Origin of the sequence: Heyndrickxia sp. FSL K6-6286, from assembly GCF_038630395.1 — a bacterium.
Taxonomy (GTDB): Bacteria; Bacillota; Bacilli; order Bacillales; family Bacillaceae_C; genus Heyndrickxia; species Heyndrickxia oleronia.
Window position 1 is genome coordinate 4,855,740 of record NZ_CP152029.1, and the last position, 22,960, is coordinate 4,878,699.

Here is a 22,960-nt window from a genome sequence, read left to right on the forward strand (position 1 = left end):
TTATACATTTCTAAAAATAGAAGATGCTCTATACATCATTCCCCTTATGACTAGGCCGTTTAGTTCGATACTTTTGTAATAGTTCTAACCACTTATTGAAAGCTTCCGGGGGTTGTTATAAAGGTTTCAGCTCCTCCTCTAAGAGAAGATGAAGGGTACTATCTTCAACCTATATTATTATTAAGCCTTGTCTAAATAACAAAAATGTTTAAGAAGAGAGTTTAGGAAAATATACACTCGAATTGAGTCTATGTTTTGTACATGTTCAACTTATTTTTGAGATTAAAAAAACGTGAGAATTCTTATATTAAATAAGTTCCTCACGTCTTCCTTTTCTATTATTATTTCCAAAAATCATCAAAGACTGTAATTGGTAAATGCCGTTTATGTTCAGATTTAGCATAAAGGTTTTCGATTGTTTTTTTCGCTTGCTCTGAAACTTCTTTTCCTTCTAAATAATCATCAATTTCTTCGTAAGTCACTCCAAGGGCACTCTCATCTGCCAGTTGTGGACGTTCGTCTTCTAAATCAGCAGTTGGAGTCTTCATATATAAATGCTCCGGACATCCAAGTTCCTTTAGAAGCATTCTCCCTTGGCGCTTATTCAATCGAAATAACGGAACAAGATCAGCTCCACCATCTCCATACTTTGTATAGAAGCCTGTTAGATTTTCGGCAGAATGGTCTGTGCCCAATACTACACAATTTTCCATTGCAGCAATACTGTATTGTGCCTTCATACGTTCTCTTGCTTTTTCATTGCCTTTAGCAAAATCCGATAAATGGATTCCTACCTCTTTCAATGATGCTTCACTAGCATCTACTGCTGCTTTAATATTAACAGTTAAGGCTCTAGTTGGCTGAATAAATTCAATTGCATCATTTACATCATCCATATCCTTTTGAATCCCATACGGCAAACGAACTGCTATAAATTGATAATCTGGATTTCCAGTTTCTTCAATCATTTCATTGATAGCAAGCTGAGCAAGCTTCCCTGCTAGGGTAGAGTCCTGCCCTCCTGAGATCCCTAAGACAAACCCTTTAAGGAATGGATATTTTTTTAAATAGTTCTTTAAGAAATCAATACTTTTACGAATTTCTTCATTAGGGTCTATTATTGCTTTCACTTTCATTTCATTTACTATTGCTTTTTGCAACTGATCCATTTTTCCCAACCTCCTTATACTCATAAAACTTGAATCTATCTATTGCTTTAAATTGGATACTTTTTCACGTACTTCTTCAATATTTTTTATTTTATTCTCCCAGCACTTTTGACTCAAATCCACTGGATATTCGTGAGGATTTAAAGAACGTTTATATTCTTCCCAAAGCAAGCCTAAGCTCTCTTTTGTATACCCTTGAATTTCTTTTAGTTCCGGCAATTTATAAACAAATTCTCCATTGACAAAAATATCGTGATGTAAGTCCCTTGCTTCAAAATCAGTTACTGTTTTACTAATATAAGTATGAACAGGATGGAACATCTTCAGCTTTTCTTGCGCTTGAACATCCTCATCCTGTAATGCAATATAGTCACCTTCTGATTTATAAGTGTTTGTATTAATAATTCGATAAACCTTTTTCAAACCTGGTGTTGTTACCTTTTGAGCATTACTGGAAATTTTTATCGTATCCTGCATAATTCCATTTTCATCCTCAATAGAAACCATTTTATATACGGCACCTAATGCCGGTTGATCATATGCAGTAATGAGCTTCGTACCAACACCCCATATATCAATTTTCGCTCCTTGGGATTTCATATGGAGAATTGTATATTCATCCAAATCGCTGGATGCCACAATCTTCGCCTTGGTGAAGCCTGCTTTATCTAGCATTTTTCTTGCAGCTTTGGATAGAAAGGCCATATCACCACTGTCCAAACGGATACCAATGAAATTTATTTTATTCCCTAGCTCCTTTGCTACTTTAATTGCAGCCGGTACACCTGATTTTAATGTATCATATGTATCGACTAAGAAGACACAATCACGATGACTCTCTGCATATTTATGAAAAGCGGTATAATCATCTCTGTATGCTTGTACCATTGCATGTGCATGAGTACCAGATACAGGAATACCAAATCTTTTACCTGCTCTTACATTACTCGTTGCATCAAATCCACCTATATAGGCAGCTCTTGTTCCCCATATCGCTGCATCCATCTCATGTGCTCTTCTTGTACCAAATTCTAGTACGGTTTCTTCTCCAACTACATTTTTAATTCTAGCTGCCTTTGTCGCAATTAATGTTTGGTAATTCACAATGTTAAGTATAGCTGTTTCAATAATTTGTGCTTGTGCCAAAGGTGCTTCCACATGAATCATCGGTTCATTTTCAAAAACAAGCTCACCTTCTCGCATAGCACGAATAGTACCAGTAAATCGCATCTGACTTAAATATTGTAAAAATTCTTCATCATAGTGCAATTCTTCACGTAAATACTGAATATCAGTCTCTGAAAAATGAAAATCTCGTAAATATTCAACCATTCGCTCTAAACCAGCAAAAACAGCATAGCCATTTTCAAACGGCAACTTCCTAAAAAATACTTCAAATACTACTTTACGTTCATGTATTCCATCGTCCCAATACGTCTTTGCCATATTAATTTGATACAAATCCGTATGAAGCCCGAAACTATCATCACTATATAGTTTTACCATTAAAACGCACTCCTTTTGCCGCCCCTAAGAAAGAACTTTTGCCCCTAATGTATTTTCAAAATGCTCTAATGCCCAACGATGCCCTGCATCATTAAAGCTAGCCACTGCATTCTTGTGAACAACGATTTTAAAACCTTTATTATAGGCATCTACCGCTGTATGTAGCACACAAATATCTGTACAAACCCCACAAAGATGAAGTTCCTCGATTCCTCGTTCTCTAAGCTGAATATCTAAATTAGTACCTGCAAACGCACTATATCGTGTCTTATCCATATAATGTACATTTCCATCATATTTATGTTGTTCGTACACTTTCTGTAAGGCTCCAAATAAATTTCGACCAGCAGTTCCTTTTATATTATGCGGTGGAAATAATTTTGTCTCTGGATGAAGTGTATCTCCCTCTTGATGACAATCAATGGCAAAAACAACAAAATCACCTGATTGAATAAACTCACTGGTTAACTGTACAATCGCACCTTCAATATCCTGACCTGGTTTTCCACAGGTTAATTTCCCTGCATCTGCAACAAAATCATATGTATAATCGATATTAATTAGAGCCTTTTTCATCAGCCTACTCCCCCTATAGACAATCTCGTCACTATTGTACAACAAATTCATAAAATAGGGAAAAATCCTCTCCGATTCCTATTGAAAAATTAGCAAAGATATAATATAGTAATAAAAAGAATTTTTTTACTATTCTAAAAAAGTATATAATTTGTAATATTATTCATAGAAATGGTAAAAAATACAGCTTTCCATTTTCAAGTCATACCATTTATGATATTGTTAAATAGTATTTATATGAAATCATACTAATAATTATTCACTTTAAATAGATCGTATATTTAAAAGAATTGAGGGGACCTATAGATGGGGAAACAAACTAACACCATCAATAATGGAGGATTGCAACGCAGTTTAAAAGCACGACACTTAATGATGATTTCACTCGGAGGTTCCATTGGTACTGGATTATTTCTAGGAAGCGGTTCAGCCATTTATCAAGCAGGGCCCGGTGGAGCATTACTCGCCTATCTTATTATCGGTGTTATGGTGTATTTTATTATGACAAGCCTTGGTGAGCTTGCTTCATTCATGCCTACAAGCGGAGCATTTAGTACGTATGCTACTCGGTTTATCGATCCTGCACTCGGGTTTGCCTTAGGTTGGAACTATTGGTATAGCTGGGCAATTACCCTTGCAACCGAGCTGACTGCATCAACATTAGTAATGAAATTCTGGTTTCCTGACAGTCCTTCCTGGTTATGGAGTGGATTGTTTATTATCATCATATTTGGTATTAATATTCTTTCCGTTAAAGGTTATGGTGAAGGGGAATACTGGTTTTCCTTCATTAAAGTTGCTACGATTATCATTTTTATCATCGTCGGCTTTCTAATGATTTTTGGAATTATGAAAGGTGAAGCAGTCGGTTTTAAAAATTTCACAATCGGCGATGCCCCTTTTCATGGTGGATTTTTAGCTGTCTTAGGTGTATTTCTCACTGCAGGATTCTCCTTCCAAGGGACGGAAATCGTAGGTGTAGCTGCTGGAGAGAGCGAAGATCCAAGAAAGAATGTACCTAAAGCAATTAAAAGCGTATTTTGGAGAATACTTTTATTTTATGTTTTAGCCATTATTGTTATTGGTTTAATTATTCCTTATACAACTGAAACATTACAAAGTGATGATATTATGGTTAGTCCGTTCACTTTAGTATTCAAAAAGGCCGGATTAGCCTTTGCTGCCTCTTTAATGAATGCTGTCATTTTAACTGCTGTATTATCAGCCGGTAACTCAAGCCTTTATGCATCGACAAGAATCCTATATGCCATGGCTAAGGAAGGACAAGCACCAAAGCTGTTCGGCAAATTAAATAAACGCGGAGTTCCTGTTGCTGCACTCGTTGCAACTACTTTAGTAGGGATGCTTGCCTTCCTTGCCTCTGCATTTGGAGACGGAGCTATCTATATGTGGCTATTAAATGCAGCTGGGATTACAGGCTTCATCTTTTGGTTAGGAATCGCTGGAAGTCATTATCGTTTTCGTAAAGCATTTCTAGCACAGGGACATTCACTAGAGGAGCTGCCTTATCGAGCAAAGCTTTATCCATTTGGTCCTATCTTCGCCTTTTTAGTTGGACTAATTGTCATCCTAGCTCAAGACTATCAAGCATTTCTCGCTGATAAAATTGATTGGATGGATCTCATTGCCGCTTATCTAGGAATTCCATTATTTATTGTAATGTGGTTAGGTTATAAATTGATTAAAAAGACAAAAGTGGTTCCTCTGCAGGAATGCAAAATTGATGTGGATGAATTTAAATAAAACAAAGAGCCAATGTCCTTTTTAAAAAAAGCATTGGCTCTTTTGATTATATTAAACTTTGATATAGTAAATATCACTCACAGAAATCAGAAATGTGTTCCTTTTATAACCTATTAGCTTTGGTATAAGAACTTATAATTCTCTATAATCACCTAAAACAATTCCCGAGAATATACCACTTTCTACTCTCTTTGCGTATATTCTATATTCTGCATCGTCTCATTATGCTTGACAGAGATTTGCTTATTTAACAATTAGATAATAAAAAACGATCATTCTCTAACTTTTGAATTTTCATTACTAATCGATTATGTTTTTTTAATAGTTGTGCATCACTCATACTCTACTCCCCTATCAGTCTTTAAGCAGCCAAATATTTAGACAGGGCCTGATGAAATTCAGTCCCACGCTTATTTAGCAAAGAAAGATTGATTGCTAATGAACGTCCTTTTGGTCTATAGATTCTTAAGAAAGTTGTAGTCACTCTTGCATATCCATGCATACTTACTACTCGATTCGTATAATTTTCTTGATTGGCACCGACTACCTCTTCCCAAGGGACAAAGTCCTCAAAGAAAAGAAAAGTTCTAATGGTTAAACCTTCAGACATAATCTCTATTATAGGTCTAGGATCAAAGGTTTTTAATAAAAAAACTACACCTAAAATAAACAAAATTACAAGCATTGCCCAGCATGCACTTATCGCTATGGATGTTAGCCCAAACGGATCAGCCAGCAATTTAGTATAAAGGATGTATATCATAACAAAACATAAGATCCCTATTATTCCTGTTTTTACTCGATGACTGTAAAATTTTATTGAATGATTTTCCATTTTTATTTCCCTCCTGCTTCATGTTCGTTTTCGGGCTAGATTCTTTTTGTTTGGAGTATGAACTCACCCACTTAAATCAATTTAATTAAACACAAATATTTCCATTTATGATTATACCTGGTCAATTATTGGAATGTTTCCTTTTTCTTTAAAACGATAAAAAAGAACTATCCAGTTCTATACCGAATAGTTCCTTATCCCTATTTCTTTAAAAGAACATAGAAAAAATATCTTTGTTTGTATGACACCTAATTGTTACTTTTCTCTTGTTGCCTTTTTAATTCCTCCATCCGTTTTACCCAATCATTAATTTGTTGGTCAATTCTATCTGCATCTTCATTAATTTCCTTTTCTTTTTGTTCAAGTAACTGTTTATTCAAATTTTTTAGCTGTTTTTCATAGTTTTTGAGCTTTTCCTTTAGCCTTAGCTTTTGTTCTTCTGATATCATTTTCTCATTTGCCAATAATGTAATGGCACTATCAAATCTAATTTGCTCAACAAACATTCCCGAATCGATGCTATAAAATTTCATTTGTACATGATTTAATGGTCCCCATGATGCGGTGCCCACTTTCGGTGAAGACCATTGTTTTCCTAGTATATCTAAGAAGCCAGGTGGAACCCATTTATTTGAAATACCTTGGTTAAGCTCATCAGGATTGTCAGCTTTTAAGTATTCTCCATTACCAGCCTCTGCTACTGCTTTTAATTGATCCTCCGATTTTTTATCAACATTAAAACCAATAATATTTACCTTATGTGTAGAATCTTTGGCAAATTTCTGCGCTTCTTGAACAGGATCTCCTCCACATGTCTCCGCACCATCACTGACGATATATACAATAATAGCTTCAGATGAACCCTGAGTATCTTCACGAACTTTCTTGATTGCATTGGCAAGTGGTGTCCATCCTTTCGCTTGTACATGATCTACTGCTTCAGAAAATGACTTTTCTTCATACTTATCCATTGGATAAATCTCATCAATGGTAGAACAAGAAATTTTTTTATCCTTATCCTCTTGTGTACCCGCATGTCCATATACATATAAGGATACATTACTTTTCGCACCAATCGTTTTCGCAAATCTTCGTACAGCTGTCTTGGCAATTTGCATTTTTTGTTCACCATCTACTTTGAGAATCATACTGGAGCTCGCATCTAGCAAGATAATAGCTTTTGATGGCGTACCTTTCTTTTGCTCTTTTACCGTTTCTTCTTCGGGTTCAGGGAGATAGGGAAGATCAAAATTAGCTTTATACGTAATTTGTTCTTCTAATAATTGTTGGTTTATATTACTGCCTAATAAATAGATAAGTGATTTAAATACTAGATCTTCATCTTTTGACTCCTGTAGCACTTTCTCCATTTCTGTGATGAATCCCTCTTTTACCTCATCGACCGAAGCTGGCCATGCAGAGGTTTCATGATTATAATCAAAATTTACCGAAAGCTTTCCAGGTTTTATCTTTTTCCATTCCTCAATCGTATTTGGTATAGTAATATCTTCAATTTCTTTAATTAACTCTGATTCCTTTGGCTCTCTATCTACAGTTTTAATATTCGAGGTCTTTACCTTTTTAATGGATGTCTCCGTTTCTGATGAGCAACCTACTATTAATAATAATAGAGCACATCCTATACATATAAATAAACGTTTTAGTAATTGCATATCCTCTCCTACTTTCCAAAAACTATAAATCTTTTTATATTACAGCTATTAGGGAGAAACTAGAAAAGAGCTCAAACAGTTCCTTCCCCACATGTTGATTAAATTTAGTTATTTATTCTGAAAGCTTGGTTAAATGGTTTTTCCGTATAAATGGTATTGCAAGTCCTACAAAGATAAAACTTAACGGGAAATTCCCATCATCTAATACATACTCTAGAATTTCAACTGGTCCATAAATACAATAGATAAAAATCATTAACCAGAAATAAATCCTTCTCCATTTCCTCTCCTGTTTTGACAATTATCCCATCTCCCTATGTTAATTGAATAACTCTTTGCTATATCTTTCTTTTACGGTTTATCGTTATGTTCTGTTTCATCATTAGTATATAAATATAAAAAAAGAACTGTACTAATATACCGCACAATTCTTTAGTCCTTTTATTTAAAACTATAGTATAGGAAAGGTAAGAATCACGGTCGTTATAAAAAATATTAATACTTCATTCACCATTTAACTCTAGATTCCCTAATACCATTTTAAAATATCATTAAATAAGAAAGGCTTTTTTCTCAAACAAACTAGCGCCTGAAGACCATTGCACCTTTCATTTCTCTGTGAAAAGAGCTGGAAACTCCATAAGAAAAGAACCACTTATAGAAACAAGAGGAAACTTCATTATTTCTAAAAAAATTTTTATACTCAGTCCTTTGGTGAAGAAATCTCCCAAAATCTATTAATCATTCTCTTCCCATGTAATCTCTTCATCCCCCAGAGGGATCCAATTATCAGAAATACCTAGTGACAGACTGGATAGAAAACCTATTTCTGGTCCAGCTGATTCTTGGAATAGTTTTTTTCGAAACCCCTTGATATATTTATCATAAGCTGTAGCATTAAAGTCGTTAGAGGCTCTTATATAAATCCGATTATCCTTTAATCTAATTTTCGCTTCATCTATATTCCCCTTATTTTCAGCAATGGTGTCTCTAGCCACACTTATCATTGTTGGAACAGCGCCTTGTAGTGCATTTTCTAGCAAATTCTTTAGAAGTTCAGGTTCAAAGCCACCACTCAATTCGCTTGTTAAAGCACGATCCATTGCTTCTAAACTGATTTCATTATTACTATAATCTCTATATCTAGGATTACTACGGATACTTGACTCCATTTCAGCTATTTTTTCAGAAAGTAATTTTGGTAGAGGATCAAGATTCAGACTTAAGATGTAATTATCATAACTACTTATGGATGGACTAAGATTATCATAAATAACTGAAGTAGCAGCGAAGCTTGCTTGTTGTGAGGTTGTGTTTGCCTGCTCCTTCACTGCAAGGACCTTTGATAAATTAAGAACGAATAAAAATAAAACCATCATCCCTCCTAATACACCAATCCAGAGTAGAGTCATACTTCCTTCTTCATTTTTTATGATTTTATTAAATTTGTTCATTAATCAATCGTCCTCCCACTTGCAGATGAGGAAAAGGAATATGATGGTGTTCTTCCACCAAAGAGCTTTTTAGGAAGAAATATATAGTTTATTTTTACATTGACAGTAGCTTTGAATTTCTTTCCTGGAGGTATTGAAGTATCCTGAAAGCTAATGTTATCTCCATTCATATCTACAATTTTCTTAGCAGCATCTGATGCTTCATTTGTATCCTGTGTAAGTGAATAAACTTTTGCAGCCTCATTAGCGGCTGACTTTGCTACGACAACGGCATGTATAGTAACTCCAAACTGCCAAATAATTGCAACAAGAATCAAAACAAATGGGATCATTCCTAGAAATTCAATGGTCGCTGACCCGTCTTCTTTTTTTAGTATTTTCTTCATTAACCTCATAGCAAAGCTCTCCTTTATTTAAACTTCTTACAATGCTGTACTATGATCTTCCACATTAAGCATATTTAAATTTTCTCTCCACTTAATGGTGCTGGAAGTAAGTAAAACGATAAAAAAAGGATAGAATAAAGTATTTAAAAAGATTTGTGAAATGACTAATGCAGCATACGAAGTCGTTATACCCAATATCAATTGATTAAGAACGATTCCAATGGCTAATTCAAATAACCCAAACACCAAAATATAGAGTAATAGTTTCAGCCAATGTTTTTTATAAATAGTAATTGTTTCTTTCAATGATTTCCAAACAGATTTATTATCAATCACAGCAATAATAGGGGCTGGTATAAATATTGAAAAGAGAATTAATCCTGGCAATATATAAAGCATAAAACCGATTGTTGTCAAAAAAGACAATACTATAGCAAATATAAAAATATTAAAGCCTTGCACTAAAAAAGTATATATGGCATTTTTCAGAGGCTTCTCATGTCCCATGTAGTCATTATATGTTAACTTAATGAATGGAATTTGAGCATATAAATAAAGTAATAAGGTTAAAAATCCATAGTAGGTATCTCCTGCTGAATGAATTGTTCCATTAAAAGGTGTAACTGCATAAATAAAATTAGTAAGAAACAAATGGAAAACTAACAATGGAATTTGGATAATTGCAATTAATAATAGAATTTTTTCATACTTACTTGTAAATAATGCTATCGCATATTTAAATGGCTTCTCCATAATATCCCTCATCTTATATATTTAACGGGTGCCTTAAATTCTTCATTACCTTTTCTTGAAATTCCGCAGCACTTTTTTGAACCTCTATTTTCTTTTTTGTTAATTGTTCTTCTAACGGCAGGTCTTTTATTTTTTCCTCTAATATAAAATTCTGTGATCCTTTTGCTATATTTTCTTTTTCCGCTAATAATCCTTGTAAAAACTTTTTACTTTCTTTATCAATCGTTCTATCTATATTTTTTGAATAAATCTCATTTTTAAATCTCTCTAAAGCATCGATATGGTTATTAGATAAATAATTAAGGGTAAATAATAGCATATCAAACTGATGTACCATTGTTAGTGTATAGTCTATATCGTTATCAGTTATAATATTTCTTTTTAAAACTCCATTATCATAATAATTTTCGTACTCTTTATATAATTGGATTGTTTTGATTTGTGTTTCTCGCATTTTATTGAATAGATTTAAACCTTCTATTAAAATTTTATTTTCTTTATCTCCTCCTTGCTTTAAATAATCTTCTACTGCATTAATAATATTGGTAAAAAATTCAGGACCTACACTTGCTCTTGGACCAATTTCTATAAAAATATTGCGCGACACACCTGAAAATAAAAGTAATTTTTGCAATGCTTCCATATATTCATCCTTTAAAGGACTGTCTAATGAGATAACAGCATAACCAGTTTCCTTTTCTTTCCTTTTATATGTAACAAAATAATATTTATTTTCATTAATTTCATAACCAAAAGGATTTAGTGCATAGTTTTCAAACATTTTTTTATGCTTTTTTACTTCATTTATTAACTTTTCGACTTCCATCATTTATAATCACCTATTTAATAAATTTACTCATTCTTTAAAGGGGCTGTCTATTGGCATTCTATCCCCTTTATATGTTGACAGCCCCTATTTTTAACTGAACCAACCTTTTACTTTCTTCCATCCTTTACTAATTGCATTCTTAGCCTTATCTTTTACCTTCACAATCTTATCCCAATTGTCTGCAGCTAGTTTAGTTAATTTAGATGCTCCCCAAATCACTGCACCACCTGCAATCAATACTGTTCCTGCAACTTGAGTACCTGGAATATATTCTAGAACGACTCCTGCATTCATCATAGTTTCACCTAAGCTAGCCGTTGCATCTGCAACAGCGGATACCTTTTTCGATGAATCAGCATTGCTCTTTAATACGTCTATTGCTTTTGCACCTTTAAAGCCCGTTTCGAAAGCTCCGTAACCTGCACCGATAGCAGAAGTAACTACGTTAAACTTAGAAACTGCGCCCACATTTAATCCTGTAATAGCACCTCGCGCTGTAGTACCACTTACAGTACCCGTTGGACCCCACCTATTAAACAATTTTAGAGATGCCTCGGCACCATCCTTAACTTTTGAATAAGCATCCACAGCTTCAGAGGCACCATTAATATACCATGGGGTCTTATCCCCCATCCCTACTTTTACACCATTTAACACTAAATTAGTATAAAAGCTTCCGGCCGATCCTGCAGGAAATTGATTAGGGTTTTCCATGAAGTCACCAATCATTCCTATTTGACCGCCGATAATATCATTACCAACGTATTTTGCAACTTCATATCCATACGGTAAATCTATATCTAATATGGAGTTTGGGTCGCCAAAACCACCACTTCCGCCTCCACCACCGGCACTACTACCCGATGGAGGAAAATATGATGGAAAATTAGGTCCCAATGGATTCATTGGGTCATAAGCGTAATTGGGGTTATTCCAAGGGCTACCATTTCCACCCTGTCCATTCCATCCATTCCCATTTGGGTTACTTGAAGAGTTCCACGCATTTCCGTTGGAATTACCTGTAGAGTTCCAACCATTATTTCCCCAGCCGTTTCCATTTGGATTACCTGTGGAGTTCCAACCATTATTTCCCCAACCGTTTCCATTTGGATTGCCTGTGGAGTTCCAGCCATTATTTCCCCAGCCGTTTCCGTTCGGATTGCCTGTGGAGTTCCAACCATTACCTCCCCAGCCGTTTCCATTTGGATTACCTGTGGAGTTCCAACCGTTATTCATCCATGGATTAAGATACCATGGGGTGCTACTCCATGAAGATCCGTCCCAATCACTACTATTCCATCCGTTTCCGTCCCACGGATTACCTGAGAAAGGAGGAATGGACCAGGATGAACCTTCCCATGAATTTCCTGACCAACCATCTGCGCTCCAACCTTCACTACTCCAGGAGTTCCCTGTCCATGGTGTTCCTGTCCAAGGCTTCGCTACTGCTGCAATGATCGGGACAGAAAATGCTTGAAGAAGTACGAGAATTAAAGCAAAAAAAACTAGTATTCTACCAATAAATTTTTTCACCTGTACCACTCATTTCACTTATGATTCAATCACCACCGCTGCCTGATTATTGTTGAGTATTAGTATTATATTTTTCATTGATCTTTTTCTTGAGATCTTCTATTTCTTTAATATTAATTTCCTTTAAATTCCCCTCCATTTCCTTTTTTGTTTGAATCACTAGTTCTTTAATATTTTTTCTGATCTTTTTCAGTTGATCTTCTTGCTTAAATGTAATCTTACCTTCATCTCTTAGAATTGATAGCATATAACCAATATTCAAATTTTGCCTAGTTGCTCTATATCCCCAGTCATTAGTAAGTTCTAAAATATCAAAACTATTATCCACTCGAAGAGCCTCCGCACTTCTTATTGAATCCTTTTTCCATCTCTCCCAATTTTTAAGAACCTCTTCTGCACGTTGAAATTCCTTTTTCAATTGATCACCACTAGTAACAGTGGTATAGATTCCATTTGCACTTTCTGCAACTTGCTTTAGTTGCTTCTGGGCTTCCGAATCTACATTGAATCCAATGACATTAATAATAGGTGCAACATTAGATGAGGCAAATGATTTTGCAACCTTTACAGGATCTCCATCACATGTTTCAACCCCATCACTTACTAAATAAATAAGATTTGTATTTGTTTTAGCATCGAATTTAGCTAATGACTGCTTAGATTCTTCTAATGCTTTCGCGATAGGTGTCCAGCCACTAGGTTTAAACTTATTCAATGATTGATTGAACTCAGTTTGTTTATACGGACCAAAACCATAAACTTGTTCTATACTTGAACATGATAATGCTTTATCAGAATCCGCTCCAGAACCTTTATGTCCGTATACCCTAAGTGATATATTTGCTTCTTTAGGCAAACTTGATAGAAAATTATTGATAGATTCTTTGGCTAATTCCATCATGGTTTTTCCATTAATTGTATTAGCCATACTACCACTTGAATCTAAAATAATTTCAATATTATAATTGTCTTTAAACTGAAAACGTGATTCAGGTAAATCAGGATTTCCTGACATAGAAAATTCCCATTTATTAAGCAGATCATTGGGGTCCTGAAAATCCGTAGCAACAAGTGAATAAATATATTTCATATACTCATTTAACTCTTCTTCACTAGGATTTTCGTTTAAAGGAGGTAAATCCTTAATTTCCTCCTTTACTTTTGATGCAATTTCGTCAGACAATATTTCTTGGTCCGCAAACTTTCCTGGGGATTGTGTAATTAAATCCTCCGCAGTTGTAGGAAGTTCTGGCAAGTTGTCGAATATTTTCGTTGTAGTTTCTTGTTTACTTACGTTCCCGCTACTTTCTATACTTTGTTCATTTTTAGGTTGTTTTTTCTCGTGATGATCTTTGCTACTATTATCTACATTTTTTTCACTACAACCAGCCAATACTAGAACGATTATTAGTAATATTAGTAGAGTGAGTTTTCTGTATTGAACTTTCCTTTGCACCAAAAATTATTCCCCTCCCATTTTTTCAATCCAGCCTTTAAATTTATCTAGGACAGTCGTTCCAAATTCAGTATTTGAAGAGAATGCCGTTGAGATTAATCCAACTACAATAACTACAACAGCAGCAATACCAATCCATTCAAGTGTTTGTGAACCCTTTTGGTTATTCACCAAATTACTAAACCTCATATTTGTCTTTAATAAAAAAGCCCTTAATTTTTTCATATTGTCATCCTCCACATTTTTTATCTTTATTTTTTTAGTACTACAATTTAATCAGATTGCTAGATTATTGAAGCATATTAAAAATACTATTTTCCCCATATATCATGTTTAATATCATTAGTCCGGCAATCATCAATATCGAAACAGGTGCAACAATAAATGTTGTTACTAGTGTCACTTTCGGTGAGGCTTTCGCTGCTAATTCTTTTACTTGTTCTTCTCTTAGTTTTCTCATATCTTCAGCCTGAATTTTAAACGTCGTAGCAATAGGTACCCCTAAGTTTTGACCTTGTATAAGTGACTTAATAAGACTCTGAAACTCAGTATTATCATTTCTCGATAACAGATTCCGATAAGCAGTTTCTCTCTGGACGCCTAATTCAATTTCATAATTAAATCGAGAAAACTCTTCTCTTAGAGGTCCATCGAAAAAACGAATCACCTCCCTCAATGCCTGATCTAGATTAATACCAGCTTGAAGACTAGTACTAATCGTATCTAAAAAGTCAGGTAAATCCTTTCTAATCAATTGTTGCCTCTTTTTTGCTTGATTACGAACGATTATAATAGGTAAGAAATAACCTAAAATCGGCAGAAATATAATTGAGTATTGCGAAAATGGCAAACCAATGATTAGGGATAACACACCTCCAAAGAATCCAACGATAAGTAAAAAGATTTTCAATCCCTGAAATCGCTCTACAGTTAGATTGTAAGAATTACCTGACTTTCTCAACCAATTTTCCACATCATGATTTTCACTAAAAAAGTTGACTCTCTGTCCTAAATCCGAAAAATCTTCCGCATATTTGGTTAGCTTCTGAATAAGCCGTCCTCGTCGATTTTTCTTTTTTGTTTTCTTTTCAAAAACATCTGTATAGGTTACATCTGAAATATGCTCAAGCAGCTCACGCTTTTCTCTAGAAAATACGTAATAATGACGAACAGCCATCCAAATAGTAAACCAGAATAAAATGATCATTAATATAATAAGGGCATCCATATATTTACACCTTTATATCAGAAATTTTTCTTATGAGAATAAACGAAATGATAATTCCTAAAAGAAATAATATTAAAATAATTATTCCTGGTAATGTCCACAATGGATCTGTAAATCCATCCACCACATTATTCATTACTAATAGAATAAAGATTGGCAAAGCAGGAACAATAAATGATACATATCTTTGCTCTGACGTCATCGTCTTAATAGTCTGATTAAGTATTTTCCTATCTTCTAACGTATTGGACATTGTTTCCAAGGTTGCAGCTAAATTACCTCCGGTTTTCGTTTGAATAAGGATGGTTGAAATAAATAATTGAAAATCGCGAGACTTATTTCTTTTTTGGATTGATCGTAAAGCAATTTCTAAAGGAACCCCAAGCTTTAACTGATTGGATATTCCTTTGAATTCTTTACCAGCTGGTGCTGGTATCTCTTTAGAGACTAAATCGATTCCTTGGCTGATGGTCAATCCAGATTTCGCTGCACTTCCTAGTAATCTACATATATCTGATAATTGGTCATTAAACCTTTCTTCGTACTTATTTTTTCTCATATAGAACATAAGGAAGTGGGCACCTATTAGAATACCTATTGAAATAAGTATGTTTATACTTGCTGAAGTTTTAAAAAATTTCCCTATTAAAATGAACAGGATAAAAAATCCCAAAATATGAATTCCCAAATATTCTGATGGTAATAGCGGCACATTAGCACCAATCAATTTATTGGATAGGGCCTCTGCTTGTTTTGATTGATCAAATCGGTCACCGACTACACTAATAAAGCTTTTTCTTTTTTCCTCAGGGAACCATTCATTCACTTTATTTCCCCATGCCCGCTTTTTTGAACGATATCCTAGATAAATATAAAATGCCCACAAGAGGAATAAGACAGCCAGGCTATACAGGATGGACACTGCTGTACTCATAAACAATCCCCCCTTTTGGTTCGAAAATAGCTGGATCCATTTGAATACCATTGATTGAAAATCGTTCGAGACATTTAGGAATCGTACCTGTTGCAGTGAATATCCCCTGAATTTGCCCTTTAGAATTGATGCCTGTTCTTTGAAATCTAAAAATATCATGGACTTGTATTTTATTATTCTCATCCACATAGACTTCTGATATATTAGTAATTCTTCGTGTGCCATCACTTAAACGATCGGCTTGAATGATGTAATCAAGCGCACCAACGATGTATTCACGAATAATATGTGTCGGTAAATCCATTCCTGCCATCACAACCATACCTTCCACACGATTAATTGCATCTGCTGGTGAGTTTGCATGGACAGTTGTTAATGATCCTTCATGTCCTGTATTCATCGCTTGTAGCATATCAAAAGCTTCTGAAGCACGTACTTCCCCAACGATTATTCTATCGGGTCTCATACGAAGTGCATTCTTAACCAACTGACGTATGGTAACATCCCCTCTCCCTTCAACATTGGGTGGCCGAGCTTCTAATCCAACAACACTTGCTCGATTTAGTCTTAATTCTGCAGAATCCTCAATCGTTATAACCCGTTCATACTCAGGAATAGCTTTTGCTACTGCATTCAATAATGTAGTTTTACCACTCCCTGTCCCCCCAGAAATAAGAATATTCATTTTTACCTGAACAAGGGCCTCTAAAAATAAAGACATTTCCTCTGTTAATGTTCCATTTTCAACTAAATCCACCATCTCAAAAGGTACTTTTCTAAATTTCCTGATCGAGATCAGTGTTCCATTCAAGCTTATCGGTGGAATAACAGCATTTACACGGCTTCCATCTGGTAATCGGGCATCAACCATCGGTGAACTTTCATCAATTCTTCTTCCTAATGGAGCAACAATGCGATCAATAATATGTCTAACATGTGATTCGTCTCTAAATTTAACTCCTGCTTTCTCTAATCTTCCGCTTTTTTCAATAAATACTTCATCCGGTCCATTGACTAGTATTTCCGTAATTTCATCGTCCTTTAAAAAGGGTTCAAGTGGACCAAAGCCCACACTTTCATCTATTAATCTAGTTAAAAGTAGTTCCTTATCTGTACGTGGAATAACTACTTTTTCCTCCGATAAAAACTGGTTAATCAATCTTTCAATAGTTAACCGCTTCTCACCTTCTGCTAGACTAATTAGTGTTTCTAAATTCGTTTCTGTCAATAACCTAGATTTATAATGTTCCACTAACTGATCAATATATGGGTTAAATTGTTGAACATTCACATCGGATATAGCTTCCTCAACTTCTGGCCGATCGATTTTTCGTCGAAATAAAGACATGTTCATTTCCCCCTTCTTATAAAGAATTGGCCATTATTTCAACATCGAGGTTACCCATTTTTGTATGTCCTTTGCAGCAGGAATCAGCTTTTTTTCCTTCGGTTCCTTACGTACAGGATTCCCTTGGTTTATTGCTGAAAGAACACCTTTTGCATCTCTGCGTATTTGAGCAGTTATAGGATATTTAACAAACTTCTCTAAATCCTTCTTTGTTAACTCGTTTTCACTACCTGAGTTATTAATCACTATATCCATGCGATCATTTGTAATAATACCTAATCGTTGAAAGAGTACTTCTACATGTTTTAATCCCTTGATTGCCGGTGTATCTAAAGTCATCACATAATATACGCGATCCGCATCCTCTAAAACAGCTGCACCTACCTCATCCATATATGAAGGAATATCAACAATGACAAAATCATAGCTCCTACGACATGCCTTTAATAGGCTCTCAATGAATTCTGCATCTATACTTTCTGCTAATTCCGCATCACGTGGGCTTAATAGTACATCAAGTTTTGAATGCGGTTCTTTTTCTGCCACATTGCGTATATGATGCTCATTTATTTCCCGAATAACTGGTTTCAAATCAATGATAGAGCGACTACTTTCCATACCAAGAAACGTTTCCGCCCCTCCATATTGAAGATTTAGGTCTATATATAGTACCTGTGCAGTTGATTCTAATTTCAATGTTTGAGCAAACAATGAACTTAAAAAGGTTTTACCACTTCCACCTTTTCCACTATAGAATGCAAAGACTTGACCGCTCCCCCTCTGAAATGTTCCCGAGGTAGCAGCTAGTTCTGTCATTGTCTTTCTTTGTAAAACCATGCTATTTAATTTATCATTCAATAAAGGCAATTCATCAGGGATCACTAAAAAATCTGTAGCCCCTGCTCTTATTACATCTCTATATAATTCAAAGTCTTGTGAATCATGAATAAAAAGAATCGTTAAGTTAGGATTTTCTTTTCGCATATAGTGAATTGTATCTATCGGATTTTCTGTTTTGCTATTCAATAAGATAGCTATATTTAATTCCTGCTTTTTAACTTCATTCCGAACATAGCGTGTTTCAATTAATTGAACTTCAAAGGATTCTGCAATACTTTCTGCTACTAATTTATATTGATCATTTTCCTCTCCAATAATGACAATTCTTTGTGATTTCTCCATACTTTTGCTCTCCTTACCCCAGTCCTCTTCATAACCCTGAAATTATTTTTTTTCATCGCCTTTTTCAGATTTTTGCCCTTGTTCATTTGGAGTATTAGCCTTTGAAGATTGGTCTTGTTTTTTTGAATCTTCTTTAGTTGTTGGTGATTGATTATTTTGTTGCTTTTCATTACTATCTTTTTTATCCTTGGCCTCATTTTCAGTAGAAGCTTGGTTCTCTTTTATTTCTTCTTGATTCTCTTCCAATTTACTTTGTACGGGTTCATTGGATTGTCCTACATTCGATTTAATGATACGTACACTGTCCGCGTAATTCTGCATATGTATTAATTCGGGGACTAGTGATTGGGGAATTTCTACTTGAATCCCTTTAAATTTACTTTTTTCTTTTGCCACTCTTGCTACTTTTACATCCTTCATAAAGAACTTTGTTTCTTCTTTTCCAGAAAAACGTTCTGATACAATGATATCAACACGATCTAAAGCCTCTAATGGTTCATCAAAATAGACTCTATCTGATTGCATCAAAGTGACTAATCTATTTTTTTCCTCAACTACAGCTGATGCTTGCTTTAGAATATTTTTCGTAATCATATCGCCATCGGATAAAGGTACTACAGCAACTTTATTAAGTAAGTCTTCAGTTTTTGTCACATGGTAGTCTTTTAAATATTTCTTTGGGATTTCATCTGTGGTTACATTTTCAGGAGTAATGATAGCCCGTGATGAAATGTCCCCTTTTGCTACATATACTTTTACCATGGTTCCCAAATTATCATTTATTGCCTGAACCTTTTTTAACACAAGTAATCCCGCTGTTAACGCCAATAATAAAGATAAAATAAAAAATATTATGGCTCTTCTCTTTGACTCTAACATCCTTGTACCTCATTCCCTTTCCCTAAATAATGTAAATATTTTTATAATCATGAAGGAAAAAGCAAACTACTACCATTGCTTTTACATTCCTTTCTTCGAGAAGAATCCTAACTTTTAACGATATTTTATAAATAATAGGTATATATAAGGGAAGTCTTTTTTACTGTAATTCTACTAGCTAATAGTTCATGTGGAAGTATATTCCTATATATAAGTATTTACCACCTGTTTTTGTAGCGGTCAATCGCACTAAAAACGGTGTCGAATGGTGTCTGGTACTATTTTTCTAAAGGTATTTCGAAACTAGGATTTTTTAATAGGTGAAATGGATGGGACAAAGATAAAGTAACTAGGTACTACGGAGAGAAAAAAAGGAAAATTACGGAATATACATTTCAAATATTACAAATTATAGTACAATTCTACCGTTTTTTTGTTCACTATGTTGTTACTTTAAGAAGGAGGAAATTTTAAGACAAGCTAAAAAACTCCTTTACACTTTTCGTCAAAAGGAGGGTCTTATAGTTAGAATGAAATATACCATTCCACCTACGAACTTAATATTATAACTGATGCTCACAATGAATTTTTACAATACCCATCTTGTTATTTTTTATACCCTTATATTCTGCATTACAGATAATTCCTCAATATAAAAAATCGTATAATAAATTCTTATAGGTGCATATTATTCATACAACGTCATGTGTTTACTAAAATGGATTAAAACAATACTAAAAATACTCTTCCTGGAGTGGTGTATGATAATGTTAAGAGATAACTCTTTAAATGAGAAATTAACGTCGGCTGAAATGGGAAAACTGTGGGCGACATATATGGGAAATTCCATGTCTATAAGGGTCCTCACATACTATCTTTTACATACCAAGGATAAAGAAATTAAAAAGATACTAAATCATGCATTGAATCTAAGTGAAACAATGGTAAAAAGAAGTAAAAAGATTTTTATACAGGATAACTTCCCAGTACCCTTGGGGTTTGGTGAACAGGATGTAAATTTAGGTGCCCCTAAGCTATTTGAGGATGAATTTTATCTATATTATTTGAAATATGCCAGTAAAGCGGGCCTTAGCCTCTATTCTATTGCAATACCTATGGTAATAAGGCAGGATGTGAGAGATTTTTTTTCTTTCTGTCTTAACTCTACAGAAAAGCTGTTAATTGAAGTAAATAATATTCTAAATATGAAAGGGCTTTTAATGAAGCCCTCCATTATTCCAAATCCAGAAAAAGTTAAAATTATAAGGTCTAATGATTATTTAAATGGATTTTTTGGAGGTGTGCGGAATCTCCATGCTCTGGAGATAGCGCATCTAAATGATAATATAGAAAGTGATGTAGTAAGTAAAGCCCTTCTGATTGGATTTAGTCAGGTAGCTAAAAATGAAAAGGTTAAAGATTTTTTTATTAGAGGAAGAGACTTAACACATAAACATATTGAAAAATGCTCGCAAAAATTATCAAAGGATCACTTACCGTCACCATCCTTATTGGATCATTTAGTTAGTACTTCTTCATATGCCCCGTTTTCTGACAGATTAATGTTATTCCATAAGATCGATATGTTTGCTATGAAAATAAGATCCTATGCGAATTCTATTTCAGTAAACGGAAGAAGAGATTTAGCCGCGATGTATTCTCGGTTTATTCTTGATGTTGGCTTTTATGTTGAGGATGCCATGAGTATCATGATTGAAAATGATTGGATGGAACGGCCACCTGAAGCTGCTGATAGAAATGACTTAACGTAGATGTTTGATTAATAAGTATTATAGCTCCCTTATTAACAAATAAGAATTGCTAAGCAAATATTTAATAGGAAAATCTATCTTATTAAATACATAAAGATAAATTTTGATCTCAATTTTTTACTACATTTAAAATAGAAAGTACTAACCCTGTAATAAACTGACACTTGAAGTACATTCAAGTGTCAATTTACTTTTAGTTATCATTTTAAGCTTCTATTTATTTTTATTTCTCTTTTACTTTTTCAGATATAGGCCTTTTTATCGGTGTAAGAAAAGTTATCACTAAAGCAATAATGGCTAACCCCATCATGAAGTAGTAGGATTCACCCGAAGCAAAAATTGAAGCTAATTCCTTACTTCTCTCTGTCACACCTTGGTTAACTAAACTGCCAGCATATTCCGTCGCTTTCGATGTATAAATCGTAACGACCACTGCTGTACCAATTGCCCCTGCAATTTGTCGAACCGTATTGTTTACAGCCGTTCCATGAGTAATAAGTTTTTGTGGCAAAGCATTTAAACCTGCTGTGTTCAGTGGCATTGTAATAAAGCTTAAACCAATGCGTAAGAAAATCGTCCGAATCATTAAGAAAGTAAATGACGTTGTTTCTGTTAAGTCTGTTACAACCCACATTGAAGGAATGACAAAAATTAAACCTATAATAAATAGTGGCTTTGCTCCATATCGGTCATACAATTTTCCGGTAACAGGAGATAAGAACGCATTCACGATGGCTCCTGGCAATAAGAGTAGTCCGGCATCAAATGCTGTAAATCCTCGACCATCTTGTAAATAGATGGGGAGTAAAATCATATCAGCATATAACATCATCGTTACAATAATATTAATGAGAGACGTCATTGTAAAGGTCTTGTTTTTGAATACAAGTACATTTAAGAATGGATCACTTGAGCGTAATTGACGGATGGTGAATAGCACTAACACAATAATACCTAAAATAATTGTTGTTAACACCAGCGCATCGCCCCAGCCGTTACTACCAGCTTTACTAAATCCATATAAAACTAGCCCAAAACCAATTGTTGATAGAATGACACTAAGTACATCCAAATCTGCTTTCGATCCTTCAGAGACATTAATTAAATATTTGAATGCTAATAGAATAACAATCCCTACTAGTGGGATTAATCCAATAAACAACCAACGCCATGATACATATTCAATCACGAAACCAGATAATGTTGGTGCTATTGCAGGTGCGAAAATCATTGCTAGCCCTAATAGACCCATTGCGCTTCCTCTTTTTTCAGGTGGGAAGATAAACATAGCGACACTCATCATGAGCGGCATGATTATACCTGCACCCGCAGCCTGGATCATACGTCCAATTAATAATACTGAAAAATTTGTTGCAATCGCACAAAAAATAGAACCAAAAAGCAATAATAGCATCGAGCTAATAAATAATTGACGTGTTGAAAAACGCTTCATTAAAAAAGCAGTTACGGGAATTAATACACCCCGTTTTATAAGGGATGTGTTAACAAAATGTTAGCAATTTCAAACGGATGTTTTTTACAGTTATCTCCATACACTTCATGATCTAAACCGTAATGGCAGTTAGGTATGAATAAGTAGTGTTTGCCTGAACTAAGAATTAAACTATGTTATTTTCTAAATCGATGACTGAAAACGAACGCCGAGCTGGATACCGAGTTTTT

21 protein-coding genes are annotated in these 22,960 nt (G+C 34.5%); 2 read left to right on the forward strand and 19 right to left on the reverse strand.

Features of this window, described 5'->3' with window-relative positions:
- Positions 1–341 precede the first annotated feature (341 nt).
- Genes nadE through MHI39_RS24345 form a run of 3 tightly spaced genes read right to left on the reverse strand, consistent with a single transcriptional unit; the run spans position 342 to position 3,251 of the window.
- A complete protein-coding gene (gene nadE / locus MHI39_RS24335) occupies positions 342–1,169 on the reverse strand; it encodes an ammonia-dependent NAD(+) synthetase (RefSeq protein ID WP_058006756.1) in 828 nt (275 codons plus the stop codon).
- Between the two features lie 39 nt (positions 1,170–1,208).
- Positions 1,209–2,675, reverse strand: coding sequence for a nicotinate phosphoribosyltransferase (locus MHI39_RS24340; RefSeq protein ID WP_058006757.1), 1,467 nt, complete (start codon positions 2,673–2,675; stop codon positions 1,209–1,211).
- A gap of 24 nt (positions 2,676–2,699) precedes the next feature.
- The gene (locus MHI39_RS24345; protein ID WP_058006758.1) at positions 2,700–3,251 is read right to left on the reverse strand and encodes a cysteine hydrolase family protein; all 552 of its coding nucleotides are present in this window, start codon (positions 3,249–3,251) and stop codon (positions 2,700–2,702) included.
- Positions 3,252–3,557: 306 nt separating this feature from the next.
- Between MHI39_RS24345 and MHI39_RS24350 the strand changes: the two genes are divergently transcribed.
- Positions 3,558–5,015 carry an amino acid permease gene (locus MHI39_RS24350; protein ID WP_058006759.1) on the forward strand — a complete coding sequence of 486 codons (1,458 nt, stop codon included), beginning with the start codon at positions 3,558–3,560 and terminating at the stop codon, positions 5,013–5,015.
- A gap of 361 nt (positions 5,016–5,376) precedes the next feature.
- On the opposite strand, the gene MHI39_RS24355 is transcribed toward MHI39_RS24350, so the two are convergent.
- The 15 genes from MHI39_RS24355 to MHI39_RS24425 form a co-directional block, all read right to left on the reverse strand.
- Positions 5,377–5,850, reverse strand: a complete 474-nt coding sequence (locus MHI39_RS24355) for a hypothetical protein (protein WP_259548364.1) — start codon at positions 5,848–5,850, stop codon at positions 5,377–5,379.
- A gap of 248 nt (positions 5,851–6,098) precedes the next feature.
- On the reverse strand, positions 6,099–7,523 hold the full coding sequence (locus tag MHI39_RS24360) for a VWA domain-containing protein (RefSeq protein ID WP_259548365.1): 1,425 nt from the start codon (positions 7,521–7,523) through the stop codon (positions 6,099–6,101).
- Positions 7,524–7,635: 112 nt separating this feature from the next.
- Positions 7,636–7,824 (reverse strand): hypothetical protein, encoded by a 189-nt coding sequence (locus tag MHI39_RS24365; RefSeq protein WP_251340508.1) that lies wholly within the window; start codon positions 7,822–7,824, stop codon positions 7,636–7,638.
- A 436-nt stretch (positions 7,825–8,260) separates the two neighbouring features.
- Positions 8,261–8,977: a hypothetical protein gene (locus MHI39_RS24370; RefSeq protein WP_278892239.1), complete on the reverse strand. Its 717-nt coding sequence runs from the start codon at positions 8,975–8,977 to the stop codon at positions 8,261–8,263.
- On the reverse strand, positions 8,977–9,372 hold the full coding sequence (locus MHI39_RS24375; protein ID WP_078110113.1) for a TadE family protein: 396 nt from the start codon (positions 9,370–9,372) through the stop codon (positions 8,977–8,979). The genes MHI39_RS24370 and MHI39_RS24375 overlap by 1 nt, the downstream gene beginning before the upstream one ends.
- Positions 9,373–9,399: 27 nt before the next feature.
- Complete coding sequence (locus MHI39_RS24380; RefSeq protein ID WP_058006692.1) at positions 9,400–10,116, reverse strand: hypothetical protein; 717 nt, start codon at positions 10,114–10,116, stop codon at positions 9,400–9,402.
- A 13-nt stretch (positions 10,117–10,129) separates the two neighbouring features.
- Entirely contained in the window at positions 10,130–10,945 is an 816-nt protein-coding gene (locus tag MHI39_RS24385) for a hypothetical protein (protein WP_280618838.1), read from the reverse strand.
- A 90-nt stretch (positions 10,946–11,035) separates the two neighbouring features.
- Entirely contained in the window at positions 11,036–12,478 is a 1,443-nt protein-coding gene (locus MHI39_RS24390; RefSeq protein WP_280618839.1) for a hypothetical protein, read from the reverse strand.
- Positions 12,479–12,524: 46 nt separating this feature from the next.
- Positions 12,525–13,934, reverse strand: a complete 1,410-nt coding sequence (locus MHI39_RS24395; protein ID WP_280618863.1) for a VWA domain-containing protein — start codon at positions 13,932–13,934, stop codon at positions 12,525–12,527.
- 6 nt (positions 13,935–13,940) lie between these two features.
- The gene (locus MHI39_RS24400; protein WP_058006696.1) at positions 13,941–14,159 is read right to left on the reverse strand and encodes a hypothetical protein; all 219 of its coding nucleotides are present in this window, start codon (positions 14,157–14,159) and stop codon (positions 13,941–13,943) included.
- A gap of 64 nt (positions 14,160–14,223) precedes the next feature.
- The gene (locus MHI39_RS24405; protein ID WP_342540418.1) at positions 14,224–15,162 is read right to left on the reverse strand and encodes a type II secretion system F family protein; all 939 of its coding nucleotides are present in this window, start codon (positions 15,160–15,162) and stop codon (positions 14,224–14,226) included.
- A gap of 4 nt (positions 15,163–15,166) precedes the next feature.
- The gene (locus MHI39_RS24410; protein ID WP_251340513.1) at positions 15,167–16,096 is read right to left on the reverse strand and encodes a type II secretion system F family protein; all 930 of its coding nucleotides are present in this window, start codon (positions 16,094–16,096) and stop codon (positions 15,167–15,169) included.
- Positions 16,068–17,444 carry a CpaF family protein gene (locus MHI39_RS24415; RefSeq protein WP_280618843.1) on the reverse strand — a complete coding sequence of 459 codons (1,377 nt, stop codon included), beginning with the start codon at positions 17,442–17,444 and terminating at the stop codon, positions 16,068–16,070. The genes MHI39_RS24410 and MHI39_RS24415 overlap by 29 nt, the downstream gene beginning before the upstream one ends.
- A gap of 33 nt (positions 17,445–17,477) precedes the next feature.
- Positions 17,478–18,626 (reverse strand): AAA family ATPase, encoded by a 1,149-nt coding sequence (locus MHI39_RS24420; protein ID WP_342540419.1) that lies wholly within the window; start codon positions 18,624–18,626, stop codon positions 17,478–17,480.
- Between the two features lie 42 nt (positions 18,627–18,668).
- A complete protein-coding gene (locus MHI39_RS24425) occupies positions 18,669–19,505 on the reverse strand; it encodes a flagella basal body P-ring formation protein FlgA (protein ID WP_342540420.1) in 837 nt (278 codons plus the stop codon).
- A gap of 761 nt (positions 19,506–20,266) precedes the next feature.
- Here MHI39_RS24425 and MHI39_RS24430 point away from each other — a divergent pair.
- On the forward strand, positions 20,267–21,277 hold the full coding sequence (locus tag MHI39_RS24430) for a DUF3231 family protein (RefSeq protein ID WP_342540421.1): 1,011 nt from the start codon (positions 20,267–20,269) through the stop codon (positions 21,275–21,277).
- A 223-nt stretch (positions 21,278–21,500) separates the two neighbouring features.
- Here the strand turns inward: MHI39_RS24430 and MHI39_RS24435 are convergent, their stop codons facing one another.
- Positions 21,501–22,769, reverse strand: coding sequence for a DHA2 family efflux MFS transporter permease subunit (locus MHI39_RS24435; RefSeq protein WP_342541486.1), 1,269 nt, complete (start codon positions 22,767–22,769; stop codon positions 21,501–21,503).
- Positions 22,770–22,960 lie beyond the last annotated feature (191 nt).